At 43.1% G+C, this 24,429-nt stretch carries 30 protein-coding genes; 27 read left to right on the forward strand and 3 right to left on the reverse strand.

Annotated features, from left to right (window positions below):
- Positions 1 to 60: 60 nt before the first annotated feature.
- The 8 genes from alaS to trxA all read left to right on the forward strand — a co-directional run bounded on the left by alaS (position 61) and on the right by trxA (position 7,625).
- Positions 61 to 2,703: an alanine--tRNA ligase gene (alaS, locus tag FC51_RS00805; RefSeq protein ID WP_057909276.1), complete on the forward strand. Its 2,643-nt coding sequence runs from the start codon at positions 61 to 63 to the stop codon at positions 2,701 to 2,703.
- 108 nt (positions 2,704 to 2,811) lie between these two features.
- Positions 2,812 to 3,093, forward strand: coding sequence for an IreB family regulatory phosphoprotein (locus FC51_RS00810; protein ID WP_057909275.1), 282 nt, complete (start codon positions 2,812 to 2,814; stop codon positions 3,091 to 3,093).
- Entirely contained in the window at positions 3,090 to 3,524 is a 435-nt protein-coding gene (gene ruvX / locus FC51_RS00815; protein ID WP_057909274.1) for a Holliday junction resolvase RuvX, read from the forward strand. Before FC51_RS00810 ends, ruvX begins: the two co-directional genes overlap by 4 nt.
- Before the next feature lie 14 nt (positions 3,525 to 3,538).
- Entirely contained in the window at positions 3,539 to 3,865 is a 327-nt protein-coding gene (locus FC51_RS00820; RefSeq protein WP_057909273.1) for a DUF1292 domain-containing protein, read from the forward strand.
- 241 nt (positions 3,866 to 4,106) lie between these two features.
- Positions 4,107 to 4,352 (forward strand): cell division protein ZapA, encoded by a 246-nt coding sequence (locus FC51_RS00825; RefSeq protein ID WP_057909272.1) that lies wholly within the window; start codon positions 4,107 to 4,109, stop codon positions 4,350 to 4,352.
- A 1-nt stretch (position 4,353) separates the two neighbouring features.
- Positions 4,354 to 4,872 carry a CvpA family protein gene (locus FC51_RS00830; protein ID WP_057909271.1) on the forward strand — a complete coding sequence of 173 codons (519 nt, stop codon included), beginning with the start codon at positions 4,354 to 4,356 and terminating at the stop codon, positions 4,870 to 4,872.
- Positions 4,869 to 7,235 (forward strand): endonuclease MutS2, encoded by a 2,367-nt coding sequence (locus tag FC51_RS00835; RefSeq protein WP_057911126.1) that lies wholly within the window; start codon positions 4,869 to 4,871, stop codon positions 7,233 to 7,235. Before FC51_RS00830 ends, FC51_RS00835 begins: the two co-directional genes overlap by 4 nt.
- Before the next feature lie 78 nt (positions 7,236 to 7,313).
- Complete coding sequence (gene trxA / locus FC51_RS00840) at positions 7,314 to 7,625, forward strand: thioredoxin (RefSeq protein WP_057909269.1); 312 nt, start codon at positions 7,314 to 7,316, stop codon at positions 7,623 to 7,625.
- A 124-nt stretch (positions 7,626 to 7,749) separates the two neighbouring features.
- On the opposite strand, the gene FC51_RS00845 is transcribed toward trxA, so the two are convergent.
- Entirely contained in the window at positions 7,750 to 8,274 is a 525-nt protein-coding gene (locus tag FC51_RS00845) for a YslB family protein (protein ID WP_057909268.1), read from the reverse strand.
- Positions 8,275 to 8,432: 158 nt separating this feature from the next.
- On the opposite strand from FC51_RS00845, the gene murI reads away from it, so the two are divergent.
- Genes murI through cbpB form a run of 4 tightly spaced genes read left to right on the forward strand, consistent with a single transcriptional unit; the run spans position 8,433 to position 10,871 of the window.
- Complete coding sequence (gene murI, locus FC51_RS00850; protein WP_057909381.1) at positions 8,433 to 9,206, forward strand: glutamate racemase; 774 nt, start codon at positions 8,433 to 8,435, stop codon at positions 9,204 to 9,206.
- A gap of 15 nt (positions 9,207 to 9,221) precedes the next feature.
- Positions 9,222 to 9,821, forward strand: a complete 600-nt coding sequence (locus FC51_RS00855) for an XTP/dITP diphosphatase (protein WP_057909267.1) — start codon at positions 9,222 to 9,224, stop codon at positions 9,819 to 9,821.
- Positions 9,818 to 10,333, forward strand: coding sequence for a metallophosphoesterase (locus FC51_RS00860; RefSeq protein ID WP_057909266.1), 516 nt, complete (start codon positions 9,818 to 9,820; stop codon positions 10,331 to 10,333). The genes FC51_RS00855 and FC51_RS00860 overlap by 4 nt, the downstream gene beginning before the upstream one ends.
- 19 nt (positions 10,334 to 10,352) lie before the next feature.
- A complete protein-coding gene (gene cbpB, locus FC51_RS00865) occupies positions 10,353 to 10,871 on the forward strand; it encodes a cyclic-di-AMP-binding protein CbpB (RefSeq protein WP_057909265.1) in 519 nt (172 codons plus the stop codon).
- 106 nt (positions 10,872 to 10,977) lie between these two features.
- Here the strand turns inward: cbpB and FC51_RS00870 are convergent, their stop codons facing one another.
- Complete coding sequence (locus FC51_RS00870; protein WP_057909264.1) at positions 10,978 to 11,856, reverse strand: mechanosensitive ion channel family protein; 879 nt, start codon at positions 11,854 to 11,856, stop codon at positions 10,978 to 10,980.
- A 142-nt stretch (positions 11,857 to 11,998) separates the two neighbouring features.
- Here FC51_RS00870 and FC51_RS00875 point away from each other — a divergent pair, with 142 nt between their 5' ends.
- Both FC51_RS00875 and FC51_RS00880 read left to right on the forward strand, forming a co-directional pair.
- Positions 11,999 to 12,415, forward strand: coding sequence for a DUF948 domain-containing protein (locus tag FC51_RS00875; RefSeq protein ID WP_057909263.1), 417 nt, complete (start codon positions 11,999 to 12,001; stop codon positions 12,413 to 12,415).
- A 21-nt stretch (positions 12,416 to 12,436) separates the two neighbouring features.
- The gene (locus tag FC51_RS00880) at positions 12,437 to 12,901 is read left to right on the forward strand and encodes a YtxH domain-containing protein (protein WP_057909262.1); all 465 of its coding nucleotides are present in this window, start codon (positions 12,437 to 12,439) and stop codon (positions 12,899 to 12,901) included.
- Positions 12,902 to 12,935: 34 nt separating this feature from the next.
- Here FC51_RS00880 and FC51_RS00885 read toward each other — a convergent pair whose 3' ends face one another.
- Positions 12,936 to 14,036 carry a M24 family metallopeptidase gene (locus FC51_RS00885; protein ID WP_057909261.1) on the reverse strand — a complete coding sequence of 367 codons (1,101 nt, stop codon included), beginning with the start codon at positions 14,034 to 14,036 and terminating at the stop codon, positions 12,936 to 12,938.
- Between the two features lie 217 nt (positions 14,037 to 14,253).
- Here FC51_RS00885 and ccpA point away from each other — a divergent pair, with 217 nt between their 5' ends.
- The 13 genes from ccpA (at position 14,254) to FC51_RS00945 (ending at position 24,426) form a co-directional block, all read left to right on the forward strand.
- Positions 14,254 to 15,255 (forward strand): catabolite control protein A, encoded by a 1,002-nt coding sequence (gene ccpA, locus FC51_RS00890; protein ID WP_057909260.1) that lies wholly within the window; start codon positions 14,254 to 14,256, stop codon positions 15,253 to 15,255.
- A 163-nt stretch (positions 15,256 to 15,418) separates the two neighbouring features.
- Positions 15,419 to 16,153, forward strand: a complete 735-nt coding sequence (locus FC51_RS00895; protein WP_057909259.1) for a YebC/PmpR family DNA-binding transcriptional regulator — start codon at positions 15,419 to 15,421, stop codon at positions 16,151 to 16,153.
- A gap of 108 nt (positions 16,154 to 16,261) precedes the next feature.
- Positions 16,262 to 17,233 carry a competence type IV pilus ATPase ComGA gene (gene comGA / locus FC51_RS00900; protein ID WP_057909258.1) on the forward strand — a complete coding sequence of 324 codons (972 nt, stop codon included), beginning with the start codon at positions 16,262 to 16,264 and terminating at the stop codon, positions 17,231 to 17,233.
- Positions 17,226 to 18,224: a type II secretion system F family protein gene (locus tag FC51_RS00905; protein ID WP_225355023.1), complete on the forward strand. Its 999-nt coding sequence runs from the start codon at positions 17,226 to 17,228 to the stop codon at positions 18,222 to 18,224. Before comGA ends, FC51_RS00905 begins: the two co-directional genes overlap by 8 nt.
- A 1-nt stretch (position 18,225) precedes the next feature.
- Entirely contained in the window at positions 18,226 to 18,540 is a 315-nt protein-coding gene (comGC, locus tag FC51_RS00910; RefSeq protein ID WP_057909256.1) for a competence type IV pilus major pilin ComGC, read from the forward strand.
- Entirely contained in the window at positions 18,524 to 18,973 is a 450-nt protein-coding gene (locus FC51_RS00915) for a prepilin-type N-terminal cleavage/methylation domain-containing protein (RefSeq protein WP_057909255.1), read from the forward strand. The genes comGC and FC51_RS00915 overlap by 17 nt, the downstream gene beginning before the upstream one ends.
- Entirely contained in the window at positions 18,957 to 19,142 is a 186-nt protein-coding gene (locus tag FC51_RS12045) for a hypothetical protein (RefSeq protein WP_081037509.1), read from the forward strand. The genes FC51_RS00915 and FC51_RS12045 overlap by 17 nt, the downstream gene beginning before the upstream one ends.
- A complete protein-coding gene (locus tag FC51_RS00920) occupies positions 19,117 to 19,560 on the forward strand; it encodes a ComGF family competence protein (protein WP_057909254.1) in 444 nt (147 codons plus the stop codon). The genes FC51_RS12045 and FC51_RS00920 overlap by 26 nt, the downstream gene beginning before the upstream one ends.
- A complete protein-coding gene (locus tag FC51_RS00925) occupies positions 19,499 to 19,771 on the forward strand; it encodes a hypothetical protein (protein ID WP_225355022.1) in 273 nt (90 codons plus the stop codon). The genes FC51_RS00920 and FC51_RS00925 overlap by 62 nt, the downstream gene beginning before the upstream one ends.
- A 90-nt stretch (positions 19,772 to 19,861) precedes the next feature.
- A complete protein-coding gene (locus tag FC51_RS00930) occupies positions 19,862 to 20,872 on the forward strand; it encodes a class I SAM-dependent methyltransferase (protein ID WP_057909253.1) in 1,011 nt (336 codons plus the stop codon).
- Between the two features lie 45 nt (positions 20,873 to 20,917).
- The gene (locus FC51_RS00935) at positions 20,918 to 22,117 is read left to right on the forward strand and encodes an acetate/propionate family kinase (RefSeq protein ID WP_057909252.1); all 1,200 of its coding nucleotides are present in this window, start codon (positions 20,918 to 20,920) and stop codon (positions 22,115 to 22,117) included.
- 104 nt (positions 22,118 to 22,221) lie between these two features.
- Positions 22,222 to 23,595 (forward strand): amino acid permease, encoded by a 1,374-nt coding sequence (locus FC51_RS00940; RefSeq protein ID WP_057909251.1) that lies wholly within the window; start codon positions 22,222 to 22,224, stop codon positions 23,593 to 23,595.
- A 222-nt stretch (positions 23,596 to 23,817) separates the two neighbouring features.
- Positions 23,818 to 24,426 carry a metallophosphoesterase gene (locus FC51_RS00945; protein ID WP_057909250.1) on the forward strand — a complete coding sequence of 203 codons (609 nt, stop codon included), beginning with the start codon at positions 23,818 to 23,820 and terminating at the stop codon, positions 24,424 to 24,426.
- Positions 24,427 to 24,429: the final 3 nt, after the last annotated feature.

Below are 24,429 nucleotides of genomic sequence, written 5' to 3' on the forward strand. Positions count from 1 at the left end.
CGCGTCAATCGGCGTCTCTGTGAGCAACGGTGTTTTAATTTTGTCAAAGGAGAAAATGGTATGAAAGAATTAAGCAGTGGTCAAATTAGACAAATGTTTTTAGACTTTTTCCAAGAAAAGGGGCACACAATCGAACCAAGTGCATCATTGATTCCGGTTGATGATCCGACGTTGCTGTGGATCAACTCGGGTGTTGCGACCATGAAGAAATACTTTGATGGCTCCGTTGTTCCCAAGAATCCCCGAATGACAAGCTCTCAAAAGAGTATTCGGACTAATGATATTGAAAACGTTGGGAAAACCCCTCGCCACCACACATTATTTGAAATGTTGGGGAACTTCTCAGTTGGTGACTACTTCAAAGAAGAAGCGATTGCATGGGCCTTTGAGTTGCTGACTTCGCCAAAGTGGTTCGGCTGGGACAAGGAAAAACTTTATATGACTGTTTACCCCAAGGACACCGATGCGAAGAAGTTTTGGGAAAAAGTCGGGGTTTCTCCTGATCACATCATCGAAATTGAAGACAACTTCTGGGATATTGGCCAAGGCCCATCCGGCCCGGACTCAGAGATCTTTTATGACCGGGGTAAGGACTTTGACAACTTGGCCGACGATGATCCGGAAAACTATCCGGGTGGTGAAAATGACCGCTGGCTGGAAGTTTGGAACATTGTCTTTTCACAGTTTAACCACACGCCACAAGACACTTACGAACCACTTCCCCGAAAAAACATTGATACTGGGATGGGACTTGAACGAGTGGTTTCAATTTTTCAACATGCACGAACCAACTTTGAAACCGACCTATTCTTGCCGATGATTCATAAAACAGAAGAATTAAGTGATCACAAAAAGTACGATACCAATAAAAAAGATGATGTGGCGTTTAGAATTATTGCCGACCACGCCCGGGCAATTACCGTGGCGATTGGTGATGGTGCTTTACCTTCAAACGTTGGGCGGGGCTACGTCATTCGCCGTCTCATTAGACGGGCGATTGTGAATGGCCAGCGCTTGGGCATTAACGAAGCCTTCCTGTACAAATTGGTTCCGGTTGTTGGCGAAACGCTTGAATCCTACTACCCGGACGTTTTGAAGCAAAAAGACTACATCGCAAAGGTTGTCCGTTCCGAAGAGGATCGATTCAACGAAACTTTGGCAGACGGTCTTAAATTATTTAATCAAGTGGTTAAGGATGCCAAAGCCAATCAGCAAACGGTCATTGACGGCCCAACCGCCTTCAAGTTATACGATACTTACGGATTCCCTGTTGAATTGACTCAAGAAGAAGCCAGTGATGCCGGGTTAACGGTTGATAAGCCTGGGTTTGAAGTTGAAATGCAAAAGCAAAAGGATCGGGCACGGAAGGCAAGAAGCGGTGCCAAGTCGATGGGCGTTCAGCGCGACTTATTAATTGAAATTAAGGACCACAGCGAATACGTTGGGTATGACACATTAGACGTTGACAATGCAGAATTATTGGCCATTGTCGAAAATGAAAAGTTGGTTGATACATCCAAAGGCGGCACGGTTGAAGTGATTTTTGACAAAACACCGTTTTATGCAGAAATGGGTGGTCAGGTTGCCGACCGTGGGGTTATTTTAGATGAAGAAGGCGACAAGGTAGCCGACGTGGTTGACGTTCAACACGCCCCCAATGGCCAAAACATTCACACCCTTAAGACGCAGGAGCCGCTTGAGAAGGGCAATCATTATCATTTGATTGTTGACAAGCTGTTCCACAGCCGAGTTGAAAAGAACCATACTGCCACTCATTTACTTGACCAGTCGCTGCGAAATGTTCTGGGCGGCCACACCCAACAGGCCGGTTCTTTGGTAGAGCCTAACTACCTGCGCTTTGACTTTAATCACTTTGGCCAAGTGACCGATGAGGATTTGCAAAAAGTCGAAGACATGGTTAACAGACAGATTTTCAACGAAATTGATGTCACGACCGTCGTGACGGATCCCAAAACCGGTAAGAAGATGGGTGCGATTGCCCTGTTCAGTGAAAAATACGGTGACAAGGTCCGAGTTGTCAGCGTCGGTGACTTCTCAGTTGAATTCTGTGGTGGAACCCACGTTACCAACACTCGTGATATCGGATTATTCAAAATCGTTTCCGAATCAGGTGTTGGGGCTGGGGTTCGCCGGATTGAGGCTGTAACTGCCAAAGATGCGTTCAAGCTGTTAAATGACCGTGATAAAGAATTAAAGCAGATTGCCAGCGATTTAAAGGTCACTCAGATTAAGGACACACCAAAGCGGGTTGGTCAATTACAAGCAGAAATCAAAGAACTGACCCAAAAACAACAAGCACTTGAAGCAAAATTGGCTGGCCAGCAGGCACAAAACGTCTTTAATGATAAAAAGACGGCTGGAAAATACAGCATTATCACTGGGATTATTAAGGATGCCGGCATGGATCAGTTGCGTCAATTGGCTGACACTTGGCGTTCTAAAAAATTATCTGATGTGTTGGTTCTGGGGACTGGTAGCGGTGAAAAGGCCAATTTGATCGTGGCTGTCGCTGACGATCAAGTGAAAGCCGGAATTAAGGCCGGAGATTTGATTAAATCCATTTCCGGTAATATTAAAGGTGGCGGCGGCGGTCGTCCCAACATGGCCCAAGCCGGTGGTAAGGATCCATCGGGTCTTGACAAGGCGATGAGTGCAGCTGTTGCTTGGTTAACAAATAAATAATTATTACACCACGGTTACATGTCGGTTACATTCGCCTACTTGATTGTAGTTTCACTTATAATCAGTTAAAATTAATACAAATGACTGTATGTCATAGAGGTGAATCGTATGAGTTCGTTAGATAAAACCATGTTTTTCAATTTTAATGAAGATCAGCCAAAGGACGTGCGTGAGACCTTACTGACTGTGTATCAAGCGCTCGAAGAAAAAGGGTACAATCCCTATAATCAAATTGTTGGTTATTTAATTTCAGGCGACCCCGCTTATATACCGCGTAATCTCGATGCTCGTAACCTTATCCGCAGACATGAACGTGATGAAATAATCGAAGAATTAGTTCGTTTCTATTTGGATAATCATCCAACTGATACGAAAAAGGGTGAAAAATGAGATTAATGGGTTTAGATGTTGGTTCAAAAACCGTCGGAGTTGCGATCAGCGACCAATTAGGTTGGACCTCACAGGGAGTTGAGATCATTTCGATCGATGAAGACAACAAGGAATTCGGTTTAGACCGGGTTTCGGAGTTAGTCGAGAAGTATCAAGTTGATGGTTTTGTCGTTGGTCTCCCGAAGAATATGAATAATTCTCTCGGGCCCAGGGCAGAAGCATCTGAACAATATGGTAAGCGCCTCGAAGAGATGTTTCATCTTCCGGTTGATTTCGAAGATGAACGATTGACCACTGTTGAGGCTCAGCGGATGCTGACTGAAGAAGCAGACGTTTCTCGAGCCAAACGCAAAAAGGTGATCGATAAATTGGCAGCGGGCTTGATACTTCAGAATTATTTGGACCGCAATGGTAAATTAACAAAAATATAGCGAGGTAAACAATTATGGCAGACCAAGAACCAGTACAACAACAAATCACATTAGTCGATGAAAACGGTGAAGAAACTTTATTCGATGTCTTATTTACATTTAAGTCAGAGGACTTTGATCGTTCTTACATCTTAATCTACCCACACGGTAAGGGTGAAGACGAAGAAGTTGAAATTCAAGCATACGCATTGCCAAAGGGCGACGATCCGAGTGATCCTCAAGGCGGCGAACTGCAAGCAATCGAAACCGATAAAGAATGGGATATGATCGAATCCGTTTTGAACACTTTCTTGGGTAAAGATGGTGACGATGAAACTGACGACGGTGACAACGATCAATAATTAGCATGGTCATCAGCGAAGGGGAAAGAGGTCGGACAAAACTAAAAGTTTTGCTCCAACCTCTTTTTAGCTTAAATGTTACTTAGCTGAATCGTGCGCCAAATAGCAGTTTTCGGCCGTATTTGTGAATTAGCCAATCATCCAAGTCCAGGATGTTTGGCTAATTCACTTATATTCTGGAAGCTGACCACTATTTGTCCCGCATTCAGTTTTTAATTGAGAGAAATTAGGATGTGACGAAATGTCTGAGAATGAAAAGCGACGGTTCAAAGCAACCATCGATGGAAAAGATTATGTACTAGTCGGTAACGGAACTGTGGACCATATGCAGGCAGTGACCGATTTATTGAACGAACAACTGAATCAGCTTAAAGAAGCGATGCCGAGCTCAACAGAAGAACAACGGGCGATTTTAATTGCATTTAACGCAATTTCCAAACAATTTGATGTTCAAAAAGCTGCACACAACAGTAAAGAAGGTCTTTAAAATGGTTTTTACCATTGGAATCATTTTGATTTTGGGATTTGGCTTGCTAAGTGGATTACGACGGGGCTTTGTTGTCGAGATTCTCCATTTGGTTGGGTTTGTCGTTGCGACATTTGTGAGCGTCCTGTATACCACGCCGGTTGCGGATTTTATTAATGGTTTAATCGGTCAAACAAGTTCGGCTCAATCCACATCAGGAATTATTAAGTGGATCGTGTTCGTACTGTTATTTGGCTTGGTCTGGCAGATTGTCAGGCTTTTGCGTGATATCATTACACCGATTACCAAGCTGCCGATTATTCACCAATTAAATTCGCTGCTTGGAGGGGTTGCCAACTTGATCATCAAATATCTGGTGATCTTTATTCTCCTGAATATATTATTGATCTTTCCCAGTCAAACCATTCACGAGCAATACCAAGACTCAAGCATTTCCCAGTGGATTGTGAAAAAAACGCCACTTCTTTCAGATAAGATGATTCAGATTTGGGATGAAAATTCCAGTGAGGTTAATGTATGAACGATAAAGTCTTAGAAACATTAGAATACGGAAAAATTAAAGAGCAGCTTACAAAATTTTTAGCAACTGATCGTGGAAACGAAATTGTTGGGCAATTAACACCCAGTGCATCAGTCGACCAGGTCAATCAGCGATTGGCACAGACTACTGATGGGGCTGATATTGTCCGGCTTAAAGGTGAAATTCCGATCCCCAAGCTGACCGAAATTTCGCCATATATGAAACGGTTAAGAATCGAAAATGCCTCCTTAGGTGGAACGGAATTGGCCCAAATTACCAAGCTTTTACGGGCGGTTCAAGTCGTGTCTGATTTTTTTGCTGATTTACAGGAAGAAGACGTTGCACTCAAGGTATTGCCACAAATTGTCAATCGGTTGACATTGCTGCCGGACGTGACCAGACGGATGCTGTCTTCTATTGACGATGATGGCCGGGTTCTTGACGGCGCTTCATCGGAACTGCGCGCAATCAGAAAATCGATTTCAGCTACCCAAGGTAACATTCGTTCGAGAATGGGAAAGTTTATTAAGGGATCTGACGCCAAATACCTGAGCGAACCGATTATCACGGTCCGTGATGGTCGGTTTGTGCTGCCAATCAAGGCCGAATATAAACAACGCTTCGGTGGGATTATTCATGATCAAAGTGCATCCGGCCAAACGCTTTACGTTGAACCGAATACGGTTGTTGAAATGAATAATCAACTGAGACGCGATCAGTTGGCCGAGCGGGCTGAGGTTCGCCGGATCCTCGGTGAACTCACCAACTTAATTCGACCCCATCGGGATGATTTATTAGCGAATATGGATCTCATTGGCCAATTGGATTTTGTGAATGCCAAGGCCAAGTTGGCCCACCAAACAGGCAGCATCGAACCAAAGGTGTCCGCCGATAATGTGGTGAAGCTGCGTCAGGCACGCCACCCGTTGATTCCACGTGATAAGGTGGTCGCCAATGATATTGAAATCGGTGATCAATATCATGCCATCATTGTGACCGGGCCAAACACCGGTGGTAAAACGATTACCATCAAAACCGTCGGCTTACTGGAATTGATGGCCCAATCGGGTTTGTTTATTACCGCCAATGAAGGGAGTCAGATTGGGGTCTTTGATGATATTTTTGCTGATATCGGAGATGAGCAATCGATTGAAGCCAATTTGAGTACGTTCTCGTCTCATATGGACAATATCATTTCAATTTTGAACCAGGTGAGCCAAAACAGTTTGGTTCTCTTGGATGAATTAGGTGCCGGAACCGATCCCAAGGAAGGCGCGGCGCTTGCAATGGCCATCATTGACGCCTTTCATAAGATCGGCTGCGAATTGATTGCTACGACCCATTATCCAGAGTTAAAAGCCTTTGCTTATAATCGACCTGGAATTATTAATGCATCAATGGAATTTGACGTCGACACATTACAGCCGACGTATCGGTTCTTACTTGGGATCCCCGGCCAAAGTAACGCACTAAACATTGTCAGCAAGCTGGGCATGTCAAAGCAAATTGTTGACCAGGCACGGGCATTTACCGACACCGAGAACCAGGATATCAATAACATGATTGAAGAGCTTACAGCACAAACTAAGCGGGCTCACGACGAAGCTGACGAACTCAACACACAACTTCAGCAGGCTGCTAAATTGCACAGTGAATTGCAGGACAAATTTACCAAGTATGAGAATCAAAAGGACCGGTTAACCGAGCAGGCTAAGGAACGCGCAAATCAAGTCGTGGAAGAAGCCAAAAAACAGGCGGATCAAATTATTGCTGATCTTCATGAAAAACAAGCCAAAGTGGGTCAAGTTGCGGTTAAAGAAAATGAATTGATTGATGCCAAAGGGGCATTGAACAAGTTGGAAACAGCCCCTAACTTAACTCGAAACAAGGTATTGAAAAAAGAAAAGGCGAAACACGATTTTCATCCTGGCGACGACGTTTTGGTGAAGTCCTATGGCCAACAGGGAACATTACTGCGCCGGGACAAAAATCATACTTGGGATGTTCAAATTGGGATTTTGAAAATGCAGATTGAAGAATCCGATTTGGAGAAGGCTGCTAAAAATACCAAAGAAAAGAACCAGTACCAAACCCACGTTTCCAGAACACGTTCGGCAGGAATGTCGCCAACACTGGATTTAAGGGGCCATCGCTATGAAGAAGCGATGACCGAAGTGGACCGGTATATTGATTCGGCGTTATTAGCCGGCTATCCATCGGTTACTATTATTCACGGAAAAGGGACCGGCGCTTTGCGAAAAGGTGTGACTGAATACCTCAAACGTAATCCTCGAGTTAAGAGCTTTGGCTATTCTGCCCCCAACTCGGGTGGAGATGGTTCCACAGTTGTTAAATTAAAATAAGAATGATTGTGTGCAATTTGGTTGCTTTTTGGCCGAAAGTTGTTAGTATGAATATATTAAAGGATTGGAGTGTTTGATATGCTTAAAGAAACAACGGATCAAACTTTTGAACAAGACACTGCTGAGGGCGTTACCTTAACAGACGTTTGGGCAACTTGGTGTGGCCCTTGCCGGATGCAGACTCCGGTCATTGAAGAATTGGCCGAAGAAATGAATGATGTTAAGTTCAGTAAGATGGACGCCGACAAAAACCCAGAGACGTTATCAAAATTTGGCATTATGAGTATCCCAACTTTGTTAGTTAAAAAAGATGGCAAGGTCGTTGACACCATTGTTGGCTATCATCCAAAGGCACAAGTGAAAAAAGTGCTGGATCAATACGTTGACTAATTTGAATTAAAGGGTGAATCAGAGAACGAGACGATAGATGTTCTTGCATTGACTCAGAAAAAATACAAGGGCCCACGACAAAACAGTTGTTTTTGTGAGGGTCCTTGTATTTTTTTGTTTAAATTTAGTTTTTCGGGGTGTCATCATTTGGATCGGTTTGATCCGGTTCGACGATTTCGAAGATTGAAGAAGCCTCCTGGCCATCATTTGGTTTGTCTGGGCTTAAGTAGGTCGTCAACAAAACGAAGCCCTTATTGATGTTTTCTTTTTCAATCTCGGCTTCTGCCTGTTGATTTAAAATATATTGACAGCTTTGGGCAATAAAGCCGGATTCCAAATAAAAATCAGGATCATCAAAAGCAGTCAGCCGTTCGGCAACAATTTTGCCACTTAATTGCCAGTGGATCTGATTGCCGGCTCGCTTCAAAAGTGTCAGTGTCCCAAACTGGAACTGTTGGAAGAAGGTTTCCAAATCTTCGTAGGTTGCCAAGCGATGGTTGCGGGCAAGATGTTTACCCGCCCAATAAGAGATTTCGTGAGCTTCTTTTCCCAGGATTTCCGGAAGCAATGTATCTCGAATCAACTCTTGTCCCAATAAATTTTTCATTGTACTATCATTAACAAAATTCTTGTATACGTCGTTATTCATTTTTTAATCTCCATCAATGTAAAATGTAATATTCTTATTATATACTACAATCACTTGCCATGATTTGTCAGTTGAATATATGTTTCTTATGAAAGATAATAGATATAACAGTACCAAGGGAAGAAGGAATTCAGTTGGATAAGCGGCCAATTGGCGTTATGGACTCGGGGGTCGGCGGGCTTACCGTTTTAAAGGAAATTACTAAAGTCCTCCCTAATGAATCGTACATCTTTGTGGGGGATCAAGCCAACTTACCGTATGGCCAAAAATCATCCGAGGTGGTCAGAGCTTTAACAAAGCGCATTGCAGATTATATGTTGGCCCAAGATGTTAAAATGTTTGTCATTGCTTGTAACACCGCGACTGCAGCGGCGTATGAGTATCTTACCAAAATTTTACCAATCCCCGTGATTGGGGTGATTCAGCCGGGCGCTACCTCAGCGGCTAACGTCTCAAAAACTGGCCAGATTGGCGTGATTGCCACCAACGGGACCGTTCGCTCGGGTGACTATCAGCGCCTTATCAAGCAGGCTAATCCGCATGCCAAGGTTTCATCGCTGGGATGTCCGGAATTTGTCACAATGGTTGAAGAAGGGCTGGCAGGAACTGTTGAAGCGCAAGCTGCCGTCAATAACCGTCTTGCCTGGTTCATGGATAAGCCGATAGATACTCTGGTAATGGGCTGTACCCATTTTCCGGTATTGCGAACGGAAATTCAAAATGTGGTTGGGCCGGACGTTACGTTAGTTGATCCCGGAATCGCGACGGCTCAACAAGTTCTGGATTATCTGCAGCAGCATGATGCGTTGAATGACCGGTCGGCGAGCCGACAAACCCGCGAATATTTCACGACCGGAAAACCAAAAGACTTCGCCAAGATTGCCGATCAGTTACTTGGAGAACCGATTAGCGCTGCTCATTTAGATATTTAAAAGGAGAGATGGACCTTGAAACGACCAGATTCAATTGTGATTGCATCTCAAAACGCACATAAGGTGATTGAATTTGAAGACGCCTTTAAAGATACCGGCGTATCAATCAAATCACTAAAACATTTTGAAAACGTGCCAGAGATTGAGGAAACCGGCACAACTTTTGAAGAGAACGCAACTTTAAAGGCAACTGGGATCATGAAGTTCACCCATCAAGCGGTGATTGCCGATGACTCCGGATTAGTGGTCCAGGCACTTGATGGCCAACCAGGGGTTCATTCAGCGCGCTATGCCGGCGATCATGATGACGACGCCAACAATAACAAACTCTTAAAGGAAATGCAAAATAAGCAAAATCGAAACGCTTATTTTGAATCTGTATTGGTTTATTTAACTCCCGAGGGCGACAAAGTGGTCGCATCAGGACGCATTAACGGCGAAATTTTACGTGCCCGTCGTGGGAACAATGACTTTGGGTACGACCCGTTATTTTATGTGCCGGAAGCACAAAAGACGCTGGCCGAAATGTCGACCCACGACAAGAACTTGATTAGTCACCGGGGAAACGCAATCCGCAATCTGTTGAATAAGTTATTGGAGATGTGGGACCAATGAAAATTGTTGTTGTGAGCGATAACCACGGCGATCGTGAGATTATTCAAAAAATCGTCGATCATTACGAAGGTAAAGTTGATGGCATTTTTCATTGTGGTGATTCGGAGTTTAAACAGGGGGATCCGTTGATCTCAAAGCTCCACCTGGTGGCAGGAAATATGGACTTTGAACCATTTGCCGATCACGATTTGACGACGATTGACGGCCACACCATTTTGACGACCCACGGGCACCACCAAAACGTCAATAGTGGCTTGTTGACACTGAAATTATATGGCCGCAGTCTGGGGGTTGATATTGTCTTGTTCGGACACACCCATCAACTAGGGGCTGAGATGGAAGACGGCATGTTGTTTGTCAATCCCGGCAGTATTTCATATCCCCGTGGTCAATACGCCCCAATTGGCGGTACGTTTGCCGTGATTGATGGGAAGCAGGATACTTACGAGGTTCAATATTATGATCGTCAGCTGTCTTCGATTGATCAGTTGAAGTTTCATTTTTCGTCTTAACAAAGGAGTTTGCGATTACATGATTGATAAGCCGATTGAAACCGTCATGAGAGAAAGCCAGCGGGATATTTTAATTCCTGCTGACCTGGTTGCAACCGTTAATGAAAATAACGACCTTCAGCATGTGTTTATGGTTTTAACCAAGGTCAAGTATGCCAAGATTCCGGTGCTCGATAACAGTAATCACTTTAAGGGTTTGGTTTCATTGCCTATGATTACTGAACTGATGCTTCAAGATACCGGCATCACCAGTCGGCCACTGGAATCGATGAAAGTGAAACAAATTATGCAGACAGATGTCCCCACGATATATGAACGGGATAATCTTGAAGCGATTATGCGGTACTTAGTTGATGAGAACTTCTTGGTCTACGTTGATTCAGACAACCACTTTAAGGGAATTATTACGCGTCGTGAGTTGTTTAAAGAAATTAATTACCTCGCCCATAACTTTTCCAAACGATACGTTGCTCTTCCGGTGTACAACCAAAAAACAGCTGCTCAACGGAAAAAAGCTGGGGTGAAAAGAAAAATTTGAGGTATGGGAGAGACTCATTGACCTTGCTAAAAATGGATCCAAAGAAATAAATTGAGGAAAATTGATTTGCTTTCCCCGGTTTTTTTCTTTGGATCCATTTTGCTTGTTACTTCACATTTGGCTGGCCAACCATTGTTGGGCTTGCCGGCAGCTCAATTCCGGCCTGGTTTAATTCGGTAAGATAAAGTGCTAAGAAACTGTGAGAGATTTCATACTGAGCGCCATTCTTGGTTGTGATGTTGACTTGAACGACCAACTTGCCATCCGGTAAGCTGATCGTGCCAATGATTTTAGGGTCGCCAATAATATCAGGATAATTTGGCACCTCCCGTTGATTGACTTTGCGGATAATTTTAATGACCTGATCGACTGGCGTTTGTGGGAATATCCCAACTTGAATCATTGCTGTCATATTGTTTCGCGACATGTTGGCGATGGTGGTAATCGTGCGGTTGGGAATAAAATTCAACGTGCCATCGTCGCCGACAACTTGGGTGGTCCTTAATCCAACGGCAGTGACCGTTCCTTTAATCGTGCCAATTTGAACGTATTCGCCAACCTCAATTTGTCGTTCCAATAAAATGAAAAAGCCGCTGACGATGTCGGTGACAAATCCTTGGGCACCAAGTCCAATTGCCAGACTGAAGATTCCCGCTGACGCCACCAATGTTCCCACTGGGACGCCAATTGTCGAAAGAATCGAGTAGATCCAGAAAAACCACAAGCAGTAGATCAACACATTCATTGTCAGGGTGTGGAAGGTTTTAATCCGTTTTTCGGTGACGGTGTTTTCATATTTTGCCCGGTAACGTTTGAAAAAATGATTAATGGCGTCTTTACCGATTTTTCTGAGGATCACAAATAGGATCGAGAAGAGAATTAATAAGAGGACTTTTTCCAGAATGGTCATTGCCAATCGATCCCAGTCGACCATGTTTAAATATTTTTGCCAGTTGACGGCTAATACGGTTAAATTTTGTTTCATATTGGTTGCGGCTCCTCACTTTGGATATACCATTATCTTAGCAAAACCCGTGGGGAATTGAAACCGGCATTCGTTCATTTTCATTGTCAAATGGTTATTGGAATGCTATTCTTAAGTAAATGTTGCACAAGGAGGAATTTCGATGACTGCTGGACAAATCGCCGGCTTGATCGCCGCAATTGCGTTTTTACTTTTAGTTATATTTATCGGCCTCTTCTTAATGAAGGTCAGCCGGACAATTTCTGAAGTTAATGCTTCAATCAGGATGATGACGAGTAACGTTGATGTCATTGCCAAACAAACGGATAAGATTATGGCGACGTCTAATGATCTGGTTAAGGACGTTGATGACAAATTAAATATCGTGACGCCAGTGTTTCAAGCGGCAGCTGATCTGGGCCAAAGTGTTTCTGATCTAAACAGTGCGACCCAAAACTTGACTAAGCGGGTTAAAGACACCGGCAAGAAAGGTGTTTCAGCAGGACTTGCCGGAAAGTTTGGCAAGGGTGCCTGGAATATGTACCGCAATCGTAAAAGTACCAAAAACACCACAAAATAATGCATGAAGGGATTGATTATAATGGGTAAAAAATTAGCAGCAGGACTATTTGCCGGAATTCTCGGTGCGGGGCTTTACGCCGCTTATCAAAAATTAGATGAAGATAAAAAAGACCGTCTGAAGCGTGATGCGCGCGATAAAGCCGACGAATTAAGGGATCGGGCAGTCGACTACGCATTTTATGCCAATGATGCTTTGAGTGATCTCAAAGACGTTATTCATGATGAAATGGATAACACCAAGGAAACTGTCAATGATGCCAAGTCACAATTTGCTGACAAGGCAAAGAGCTTTAAAGCTGATCAGACCACGGATGATCAACCAGCAGACGATGATCAAGACGACATTGTGGTTGACGCAAAGGATGCCTTTCAAAATTCCGACATTCCCAGTGCTGCTGACGACTTGACGCCGGATCCTGATAAAGGCGACTCATCAACTGGTGATATTCCGATTAAAGATGATTCAACAGATGATCAAGCATAAAAAAACAACCTCGGTTGAGGTTGTTTTTTTGACTTTATAAATCAACATATCGTAATTCTTTTGTGGTATGGGTAAATGGTTCACTGCCATTTTCTGTGATGTGAACGCAGTCTTCAATTCGAACTCCGGCAACGTTTGGAATATAAATACCGGGTTCAATTGAAAAGCACATGCCGGGCTGCAGTTCCATTTTATTGCCTTCCATAATTGATGGAAATTCGTGCTCACTCATCCCCATCCCGTGACCTAAGCGATGGATGAAGTACTCACCGTAACCGGCTTTGGTAATGACATCTCTGGCAATTTTGTCCAGCTCTTCTGCCGTGATACCGGGTTTGGCAGCAGCTTGGGCGGTTAACTGGGCTTCCAGGCAGACGTTATAGATGTCCATTGATTTTTCATCTGGTTTTCCAACCGCAACTGTCCGCGAAGCATCGCTGATGTAGCCTTGCCAAACAGTTCCCAAATCAAACAAAACCAACTGATTGTTTTGAACTTGATTCTCACTGGTTGCCCCGTGCGGTTCTGCAGCATGGGCGCCGGCTTGAACGAGGGATGGAAAACTCAGTTCCATGATCCCGTTTTGCATTAAGGCGTACTGCAGGTCAGCTGCAATTTGATCCTCGGTTTTTCCCAACGCAACAGCTTCAAATCCTTTTTGTAAGGCAAAATCATCCCATTTTCCGGCGATTTTTAACTTTTCAATTTCATCAGCTGATTTGATTAATCGCATTTTTTCAATAAATGGGGTTAAATTGGCTGAAAAGTCGCCATCAGAAAAAACAGATTCGAGCGATTCCAACCGGTCAACGGCCAGTTGGGACTTTTCGATTGCAAAGTGGGTTTCATCGGTGTTTCTTGCGTGTACTTGATCGGCGATCATTGCCCAGGGATCTTCATGATCCAAATAGCCATAAACCGGATTGGTCCAGCCGGTATCTTTGATTGCTTCGCTTTCCAGCGCTGGTCCGAAGATGAATGGGTCTTTATCTTTGAAGACCACCACCATCAAGACGCGTTCGACGGGATCACTGTAAAAGCCCGTTAGATACTGAATCGTTTTTGGATCGGTGATGAGTGCGATGTCTTGGTTGTTATCAGCCAACCATCGTTGAATTTTTTCAATTTTGTTCACGATAATCACTCCTCAATTAATTTGTTCTTAGTATAGCATATGCTGAATTAGGATTTATCCCGCAAAATTCCGTTTTCACTTGAATTTTCATCAATGATAGTTTATTATTTAGTTGAAAACGTTTTCAATTTGCTGAAAACCTTTTTATTTGGTATATTAGATGATGTTTTGAAAATCGATGAAAACATATTCTAACGAGAAAGAAAGGGCTATCTTTATGGATAAACAAACAATTACAATTTATGATGTTGCCAGAGAAGCAAGTGTTTCAATGGCAACCGTTTCTCGGGTAGTAAATGGAAATGCCAATGTAAAGCCGGCTACCAGAAAGAAAGTACTCGATGTAATCGAGAAATTAGACTACCGTCCCAATGCTGTTGCCAGAGGATTAGCAAGCAAGAAAACCACGACGGTTGGCGTGATTGTCCCTGATGTAACCAATATGTATTTTGCATCGTTGGCGCGTGGGATTGATGACGTTGCAACAATGTACAAATATAACATCATTTTAACCAATTCTGATTCCAACAGTGAAAAAGAAATCAAAGTCTTGAATACGCTGCTGTCCAAACAAGTTGACGGTATCGTTTTCATGGGCAATGAAATTACGGATAAGCTTCGAGAAGAATTTAAACGAACCAAGACGCCGATTGTTCTGGCGGGTTCAGTTGATGAAGAAGATTTGAATCCAAGTGTGAATATTGATTATGTTGCGGCGGTTCAAGAAGAAGTCAAAAACCTGATTGATCGTGGTAACAAGCGGGTTGCGTTTGTTTGTGGTCCTCTGGAACAAGCAATTAATGGTAAATTCCGGCTGAAAGGGTACAAACAGGCCTTAAAGAGTGCTGGAATTCCTTATGACGAAAAGCTGGTCTTCGAAACCGATGATACATACAAGACCGGAACGTTGCTTCAGCCCGCATTAATGGCGGTTAACGCGACTGCAGCAATGGTGACTGACGATGAATTGGCTGCAGGAATTATGAACGGCATGTCTGATGCTGACGTAAAAGTGCCGGATAATTTTGAAATTATTACCAGTAATGATACAAAATTAACAGAAATGGTCCGACCAAAGATGTCATCAATTACCCAACCTTTATATGATATTGGTGCGGTTGCCATGCGATTGTTAACCAAATTGATGCACAACGAGCCGGTTGACGACAAAAATGTCTTGTTACCTTATGGCTTAATGAAGCGTGAATCTACCAAGTAAATTTGATCAATCAGAACAAGATGAGTGATTCTTTTGGACCACTCATTTTGTTCTGATTCAGTCTACTGATATTCCCAGCGTTCTTGAAACGGTGGGGCGTATCTGGTAGAATATTGACGTATGTTTGTAACCAGCTAATAAATTGTAGAAAAGAGGAGTTATTATGTCAGGACATTCAAAATGGCATAACATTCAAGGCCGTAAAAACGCTCAGGATGCTAAACGTGGAAAAATTTTCCAAAAAATATCACGTGACTTGTATCAAGCCGCTAAAGCAGGTGATCCTGATCCAGAAAACAATCCTCAGTTACGTTTAGTGATGGAAAAAGCACGTGCCGCCAACATGCCAAAAGATAATGTTCAACGTGCAATCGACAAGGCTTCAGGTGTTGGTGGAGCCAAATTCGAAGAAATTACTTACGAGGGTTATGGTCCCGGTGGAACAGCTATCATGGTTTCTGCTTTGACGGATAATAAGAACCGGACTGCTGCCGCAATTCGTTCCGCATTTACCCACCATGGTGGCACACTTGGAACAAGTGGATCAGTTTCTTACATGTTCGATCGTAAAGGATACATTGTGATTTTAAGAGATGGTCTTGATACTGACGAAGACACCATGTTAATGGACGCCTTGGATGCAGGTGCTGATGATTTGAAGACCAATGATGATGAATACGAAATCTTCACTGATCCTAAATCATTGGCCGAAGTTCGTGACGCACTTCAAAAGAAGGGTTACGACTTGGATACTGCTGAGGTTCGTTTATTCCCAGAAAATACCACCGAAGTACCAGAAGCAAAAATTTCTCAATATACCGGCTTAATTGACGAACTTGAAGATAATGACGATGTTCAAGATGTTTATGAAGCTGCTACATTGCCAGAAGAAGAATAAACACTTTTCGTTTCAGACGACTAATTTTGTGATTAGTCGTCTTTTTTTGTCCATAAAAAAAGAATTTCACCCATTAACTGCGTATATATTAAATGTGAGGTGAAATTAATGGAAATTAGTCAACAGATAGACGGGTTGATTGCAGAGGCAATTAAGACCCGGGCAAGTGATATCTATTTTTTGCCAAATGGTGAAAATTATCTAATCAAGATTCGCAATCAGCGTGAAGTGATTATTTGGGATGAAATTGGCTATCTTCAGGCAAGACGGTTGATGAATTATTGCAAATACGTTGCCGATATGGCGCTCAGTGAACAACGGCGGCCACAAATCGGCGCAATGGATTGGAACATTGCCGACAACCAGTATTTTCTTCGGTTGTCATCGGTTGGGAATTTTGCCGGCGCTGAATCGCTGGTGATTCGAATTATCTATTCACTGCAAGATGTGAGTACGGCCTTTTTTGACGAAAATCAATTGCGGTTTATTTCAGAAATGAGCAAAAAGCGTGGGCTGATTGCCTTTTCCGGGCCAACCGGTTCCGGGAAAACGACCACGATTTATAATCTCGTCAAGGCAATGGTGACTGATCAATTCGTCATGACAATTGAGGACCCAATTGAGATTAAAGAGCAACGCTTTTTGCAACTACAAGTTAACCACGATGCTGGGATGGATTACGCTGATTTGATCAAAGTTGGATTACGGCATCGTCCAGATGTGTTTATTATCGGCGAAGTCAGAGATCCCTTAACTGCTGAAGCTGCGATTAAAGCGGCGCTGAGTGGACATTTGGTATATACAACTGTTCATGCTCAGGACCCACTTGGGGTCATCGATCGCTTTAAACAACTTGGAATTAGTCAGGAGTTTATTTCTCAGGCATTGACGGGGGTAGCCTATCAACGGTTGGTACCGACCACTGATGGTCAACAAAAGGCAATGCTGATTGGCCATGAGTACTTCGAACTGGCCGATCTAAATTCTTATGATTGGAGTGAATGGCAAGATGGGCTCACGACAGCCGTTAACAGCAAGCTGGTTACACCAGAGACTGCCAAGAAATTCGAACTTGGCTAAGAAATGGCCGGTCGCAGTCCAGGCCGGTTTCTTTGATTCGTTGGCCAATCTATTATCCATCGGCTTTTCTTTGACTGAAGCCTTGAAGTTCATGGAACAGACCGAACGGCAATTGTCAGTCGGGGTCCACCAGATCATCGAATCCCTTAAAGAGGGACTTGAATTTTCCGAAAGTATTCGTCCGTTGATTGAGGCCCAAGCCTACCATCAACTCTTGATTGCCGAAAAGCACGGTCAGCTGAGCGAAGTTTTAGAAGAGTTGGCCAGGTTTGATCGATTAAGAATGAAGCAACTTAAGAAGATCAAGGCAATGTTGGTGTACCCATTATTTCTCTGCTTGATTCTGGGAGTTCTGATTATGATGATCCGGGTGTTTGTGTTTCCTCAGATCCAGCAATTGATGCCGGATGATCCTGTTCAGTCAGCACCAAGTTTGGGGATGCAACTCGTTAAACTCCTGCCGCTTCCAATATTAATCGGGGCATTGATTTTTATTGGGTACTGGAGTCGGTTAGATGCAATTTCACGGGCCCAATTCATTGTCAAAGTCCCACTGATAGGCAAATTATTTCGAAAATACATTGCCTATTATCTGGCGAGCAATTTAGCAACTCTGTTACGAAATGGGCTGAGTGTCAAAGAAATTTATGCGACTCTCTCAGAATTCAAATCCGGTTCGTTAATTCACTTACTGGGTGAAAAGCTGCATGCCGCCTTGATGGAAGGACAATCGGTTAAAAATCTAGTGAATCGGCACAAGTTTATCCCAAATGAAATTGTGAAATTTATGACATCGGGTAACACGATTCCCGAAATGGCCAATTCGATGACCGCATACTCAAAATTGATGTTTGACGAGATGATCTTGGCAACCGATAAGATGATTGCGTTTATTCAGCCGGCGATGTTCGTACTGATTGGCGTCACGATTGTTGGCACTTATTTTCAACTTTTAATTCCAATATACAACTCGGTGAAAGGAATGTACTGAAATGAAAAAGCAAGTTAAGAAGATGCGCTCAGGTTTTACTTTGATTGAAATGACCATCGTGCTCTTTATTATTTCACTTTTGATTTTGATTATTATCCCTAATTTATCCAATCAACGAAAACACGCCCAATCGGTTCACTCTTCGGCAATGTCGGAAGTCGTTCAAGCGCAGGTGGACGCGTATTTCAGCCAGCACCCAATGGCCAAAACGGTCAGCTTTCCAGACTTGGTTAAGGGCGGGTATCTGACTGCCAAACAGGTGAAGCAGGCTAAAGATGAAGGCTTAAAGATTTCACACAATGAAGTTCAAAAATAGACGCGGCTTTACTGTCGTTGAGCTGCTGGTGTATTTAGCCGTCATCATCGGCATTTTGATGATTAATCTGATGCTTATCAAAGTCGTTGAAGCAGGAAATCCCAGTGAACGTATTTTCTGGAATTCCTTTGACAGTGCCTGGAACCGGATGATTATGAACGCCAAAGCAGAAGATATTTACTATCGGGTGTCGATTCGTGATACCGACGTGACCTTTTATCCAATGTATGCTCGTCGCCATGCTGGGCCAATTCGAAGTGAACACATCAAGGTTCCAAGTTCAATGCATGTGCGGTCGATAAAGACGCTCACGGCAACCGATGATGGCTTTACAGCGCCAACGACAGTAATTTGGCTGGATCAGGAAGGTCATGTTAAATACGACCAAAAAATTCAAATGGGATGGAGTGGATATCGTGTTGAAAAGCGGTAGACGAACCGGATTTACAGTCATCGACTCATTAATTGGACTCACCATTATTTGCTCGTTTAGTTTGTTTTATATTCAAACCATTCACCAGATGAATCAAAATATTGAATCCCAAGAGCAGGTGATGGTAGACGAGAGGGAAAAGTATGAATCGGAAATCCTTAATCAGTAGTGGCTTTCGTCGACCGGGATATCTGTTAGTTGAAGGATTGGTCAGTGTCGTTATGACGGTGTTTGCTGTCTGGACGGTGGTGGCGATGATTTCGTACGCCAGCCAGGTTCAAAATCGGCAATTGGTTAATTTTCATTCCTATATTCGAATTTTGGAATCAGAAAAATTCGATTTTCAAATTAAACAGATCAAGGTCGGTGACACTTTGCTATACAGCCCTGTGACCCACAAATATTACCATATGGAAAAATACAAGGGGATGATTCGTTTCACAGGGAGTTTTAAGGGCCACATTCCCGCATTGAATGATGTTCAAAAAGTTCGCTGGTCGAAATTTAGGGGGTGTTTGAGAACAGATGTCACATTTAGCAATGGTCAAAAATGTTCTGCGTATTCAAAATTACCGTTTAAAGATTGAAAAATATGAGCAGGGATCATTAACTGTCGTTGCCGTCATCTTTGTGGGGATCCTCGTATCCTGTTTAATGTTTCAACTGGCTGCGTACAAGCAGGAAATGGGGAGCATCTATCGAATTACTGAATCCGATCGGAAAATGCGGCATCAGTTAAAGAAGCAACATCTAAAAAAAGATGTTCATGATAAACGTACAAACGGTCACGATTCATGACCGTTTTTTCTTGTGAATTTGCATTCTTACTTGAATTGTTTATAGCGAATCTGGTAGTATTTAATAGTATTCAAGTATTGTGAAGGGGAGTTGAGGGTTCTGACTGAAGGACAAATCGAACGACTTTTTGGTATCTTGAACCAATCAAGTGAATTGATACAAAAATCCAGGGACCAATCCTATTTGGATTCATTAATTGAAACTCTTGGTGCCATCCAAAATGGGGACGACAATGACCAAGGCCTGTCTTCAGCCGACGAAAAAAAGCTGATTAATATTTATGCAGCTTTTGATCAGGACGACTATGACCGTGAAACGATCCGCAAGGCGATCCAAATGGCAGTTCTGAAAGCCATTCGGGTTGATCAAATTCAGGCCAATTATCAGATTACCCCTGACACAATTGCCAATGTGATTGGTTATATCATGGCGGGTGTTTTCCATGACAAAAAGCAACTGAGTATTTTAGATCCTGCGATGGGGACGGCCAATTTACTGACGGCAATTGATCATCAACTTCAATCAAGCTTGGGAATTGATATCACGATTTCCGGAATTGAAAATGATGACGCAATGTTTGAATTAGCAGCGGATTCAGTGGAATTACAAAAAATTCACGCAGAATTATTCCACGAAGACGCGGTGCAGAACGTTCTGGCACCTGTGGTTGATGCCGTTGTCAGCGACCTGCCGATTGGATACTATCCAATTGACGCCAATGCAAAAGGCTTTTCAACCCATTCTGAAACCGGCCATTCCTACGTTCACCATTTATTGATTGAATTTGGGATGGACCATGTTAAAAAAGGTGGTTTTGGCTTTTTCCTAGTGCCAAGCCAAATCTTCCAGACTTCAGAGGCCAAGCAGCTTCTGAAATGGATGCAGGGCAGGGTATTTCTTCAAGGACTGTTGAATTTACCAAAGGAGCTGTTCCAAAACAGCGCCGCTCAAAAAGCCATCTTGATTCTTCAAAATTCAGGCAACGGCGCTAAACAAGTGGATCCGGTAATGCTGGGTGAATTTCCATCATTCAAGGATCAACAAGCTTTTGCCAAGTTCCTAACCGAAATCGATGATTGGGAACAAAAGGATTTATTTTAAAATGTTTATTCAATATTAAAAAACAACAGAGGAGCATTACTTATTATGGGAAAATCAATTGCAATCAACGCTGGTAGTTCCACTTTAAAATTCAAGTTATTCCAAATGCCTGAAGAACAGGTGATTTCAAGTGGGGCGATTGATCGAATCGGCCTTGGTTCATCAGCAATCTCAATCAAGTATGATGACGGCAAGAAATTTAAAGATACACAAGACATTGATAACCATGAACAAGCCATTCAACTTGTCTTGGATAAATTATTAAGTCTGGATATCATTAAGGACTACAAAGAAATCACTGGCGTTGGGCATCGGATCGTTGCTGGTGGGGAACTCTTCCCTGATTCAGTGGTTGTTGACGATGACGTGATCAAGAAGATTGAATCTTTAACTGATTTTGCGCCACTTCATGAACCAGCCGCATTGTTAGGCATCAAAGCCTTCAAGAAGATTCTTCCCGATGTGATCAGCGTTGCTGTTTTTGATACCTCATTTCATACAACGCTTCCTGAAGTTAACTATATGTACAGTTTGCCATACGAATATTACCAAAAGTTCCAAGTTCGTAAGTATGGTGCTCACGGAACCAGCTACCGTTACGTATCAGCCCGCGCTGCCGAAATTCTCGGCAAGCCTTTGAAGGATTTGAAGCTGATCGTTTTACATTTGGGCGCAGGTGCTTCAATTGACGCGATTAAAGATGGTAAGTCATTTGATACTTCTATGGGCTTCTCTCCAGTTGCCGGGATTACCATGGCAACCCGATCAGGAGATGTTGATCCTTCTGCACTTCAATATGTCATGGATAAAGCTGGCATCAAGAACATGGACGACATGGTTGATATCTTGAACCACAAGTCTGGCTTGGTGGGAATTTCCGGTGTTTCTGCCGATATGCGCGAAATCGAAGGCGTTATGGGAACCAACCATCGAGCAATGTTAGCTCGTGAAATTTTCAAAAACCGAATTATTCGCTACATCGGGAGTTATGTTGCCGAAATGGGTGGCATCGATGCCTTGGTTTACACAGCCGGAATTGGCGAAAATGACATTATGATTCGTCAAGAAGTTGCCGATAAATTAGGTTACTTTGGCATTAAAGTGGACCCAGAAAAGAATGACATTCGCGGTGAAGAACGTGACTTGTCAGCAGCGGGTTCAACTGTTAAAACCTTGTTAATCCCAACAGACGAAGAATTAATGATTGTTCGAGATATTGAACGACTCCGGAAAACTCAAAAGTAAAATTACGTTAAAAATCTATTACTAAACACTAGCCGTGATAGCAAATCACGGCTATTATTTTAGAAAAAAGTAAACTAACGATATTGAGAAAGGATGGCACACTTGTGGAGAAACAAAAAGACGACAACCAATTATCTCGTGGCTTGAAAAATCGTCACGTGCAGCTGATCGCCTTGGGGGGCACGATTGGGACCGGGCTATTTCTGGGTGCCGGACAATCCATTCACCTGGCCGGACCGTCAATTATTTTAGCTTATGTGATTGCTGGACTTGCCTGTTTTCTTTTGATGCGTGCCTTGGGCGAATTACTGGTTTCAGATGTGAATCAAAATTCATTCGTTTATTTCATCAAAAAATATCTGGGTGAAAAAATGGGCTTTGTAATCGGTTGGACTTACTGGATGTGTTGGATCGCGATTGCGATGGCAGAAGTCACTGCATCGGGGCTGTATGTTCAATTTTGGTTCCCAAACATTCCAATTTGGCTGACAGGCCTCGTCTTATTGGTAATTCTGTTTGTGATTAACATTGTGGCGGTTTCTGCCTTTGGTGAAACCGAATTTTGGTTGGCAATTATCAAAATTGCGGCAATTGTCGCACTAATTATCATCGGGATTGTCTTAGTTGCGATTCATTTCAAAACCCCATACGGCCACGCTTCTTTGAGCAATGTTGTGAAGGGCGGGTTCTTTGCCAACGGCGCCAAAGGGTTCTTATTATCATTTCAAATGGTCTTATTCAGTTTTGCTGGAATTGAAATGATTGGGATGACGGCTTCAGAGACGCAAGATCCACTGGTGACGATTCCAAAGAGTATCAACGAAGTGCCAACCAGAGTGCTTCTGTTTTATATTGGGTCGTTGCTGGCTTTGATGAGTATCTTCCCATGGCAGCACGTGTCACCGACTTCCAGTCCATTCGTGCAAGTGTTTGCCGGCGTTGGGATTCAGTCCGCAGCCATGATTATCAATTTTGTGGTTCTAACAGCTGCAATTTCAGCTTGTAACAGTTCGTTATTTACAACGGGGCGGATGCTGTTTTCGTTAACCTATGACGGCAAGTCCAAATTAAGCCGAAAGGTTGGCACCTTGTCCAAACGGCAGATTCCATTTAACGCGATTTTGTTTTCAACTGGCGTGATCGCCGTGATTGTTCTGTTAAGTATTTTGATGCCTGGGAACGTCTTTTCATTTATATCAAGTGTTGCGACGACCTGTTTCCTCTTTGTTTGGGGGATGATTGTCCTGGCCCACATTAAATACCGAAAGGCGATTAAAAGATCCGGTAACGAAAGAAAGTTAACGTTTAAAATGCCGCTGTACCCAATCTCAGACTATTTTGTGCTCATTTTCATGGCCTTTGTGGCCGTGATTCTAACAATGAAGACGGAAACGCTGATTGCACTGGTGGGCTCAATCGTTTGGCTGATTGCGTTGTTTGTGGCAAAAAGTTTGTCTGATAAGGTTAAAGAGGATTGATTCCCATCTAGATAGATTGGTCTAACGCAAATTTGCGACTGGCTTTGGGGTTACGATCCGATTATACAAATACACTTAAGGAGGCTGGAAAATAGGTGAAACGCTTATATTCCAACCTTTTTGTTTGGTTGTAAGACGTCTTCTTGAAGAGTTTTGCATTACTAAATTTCACTAGGGTGGTATCATTAACTGTATAACTTATCGACGAAAGAAGACGTTTCGATGCAATTTTTTACTGCGGACACTCATTTTTTTCATGAACGGTTACTCGGAATCAGCGAGTTTGCGCCCCGACCATTTCTAACGGTCGAAGATATGAACGAAACGATCATTGACAATTGGAATCGGCGGGTTGGACCGGAAGATGTTGTCTATCATTTGGGCGATATTGCGATCTTGCATACCCGTCCTGAAAAAGATGCCCTTGAACAAATATTTGACGTGTTGGACCAGCTAAACGGCCGAATCGTTTTGATTAAGGGCAATCACGATTCACGGGCCCTGTTTAAATACCTGGATCGCCATAATCACCCGGTTGGAAACGGTCAAAAATTTGAATTTCACGATGTTGGTGCGTTGATTAAGATGAACCACCGTCAGTATTATTTGACCCACTACCCAATGATGATGGGCATTGTCAAACAGATCATTAATCTTCACGGCCATATTCACCATTATGCAGTTCCGATTAAAGAAAATATCAACGTTGGTGTTGATACGCCTGAAACTGATTACTTGAAAACAAAGCCGCCATTTGGAACCCCGTTTTCTCAAGCCGAAATTGAGGAAATGATTGCCGGAAAAGCGGATGATTTTGCAAAACGACATTAATTT

Source organism: Lentilactobacillus parabuchneri DSM 5707 = NBRC 107865, assembly GCF_001435315.1.
GTDB classification, from domain to species: domain Bacteria; phylum Bacillota; class Bacilli; order Lactobacillales; family Lactobacillaceae; genus Lentilactobacillus; species Lentilactobacillus parabuchneri.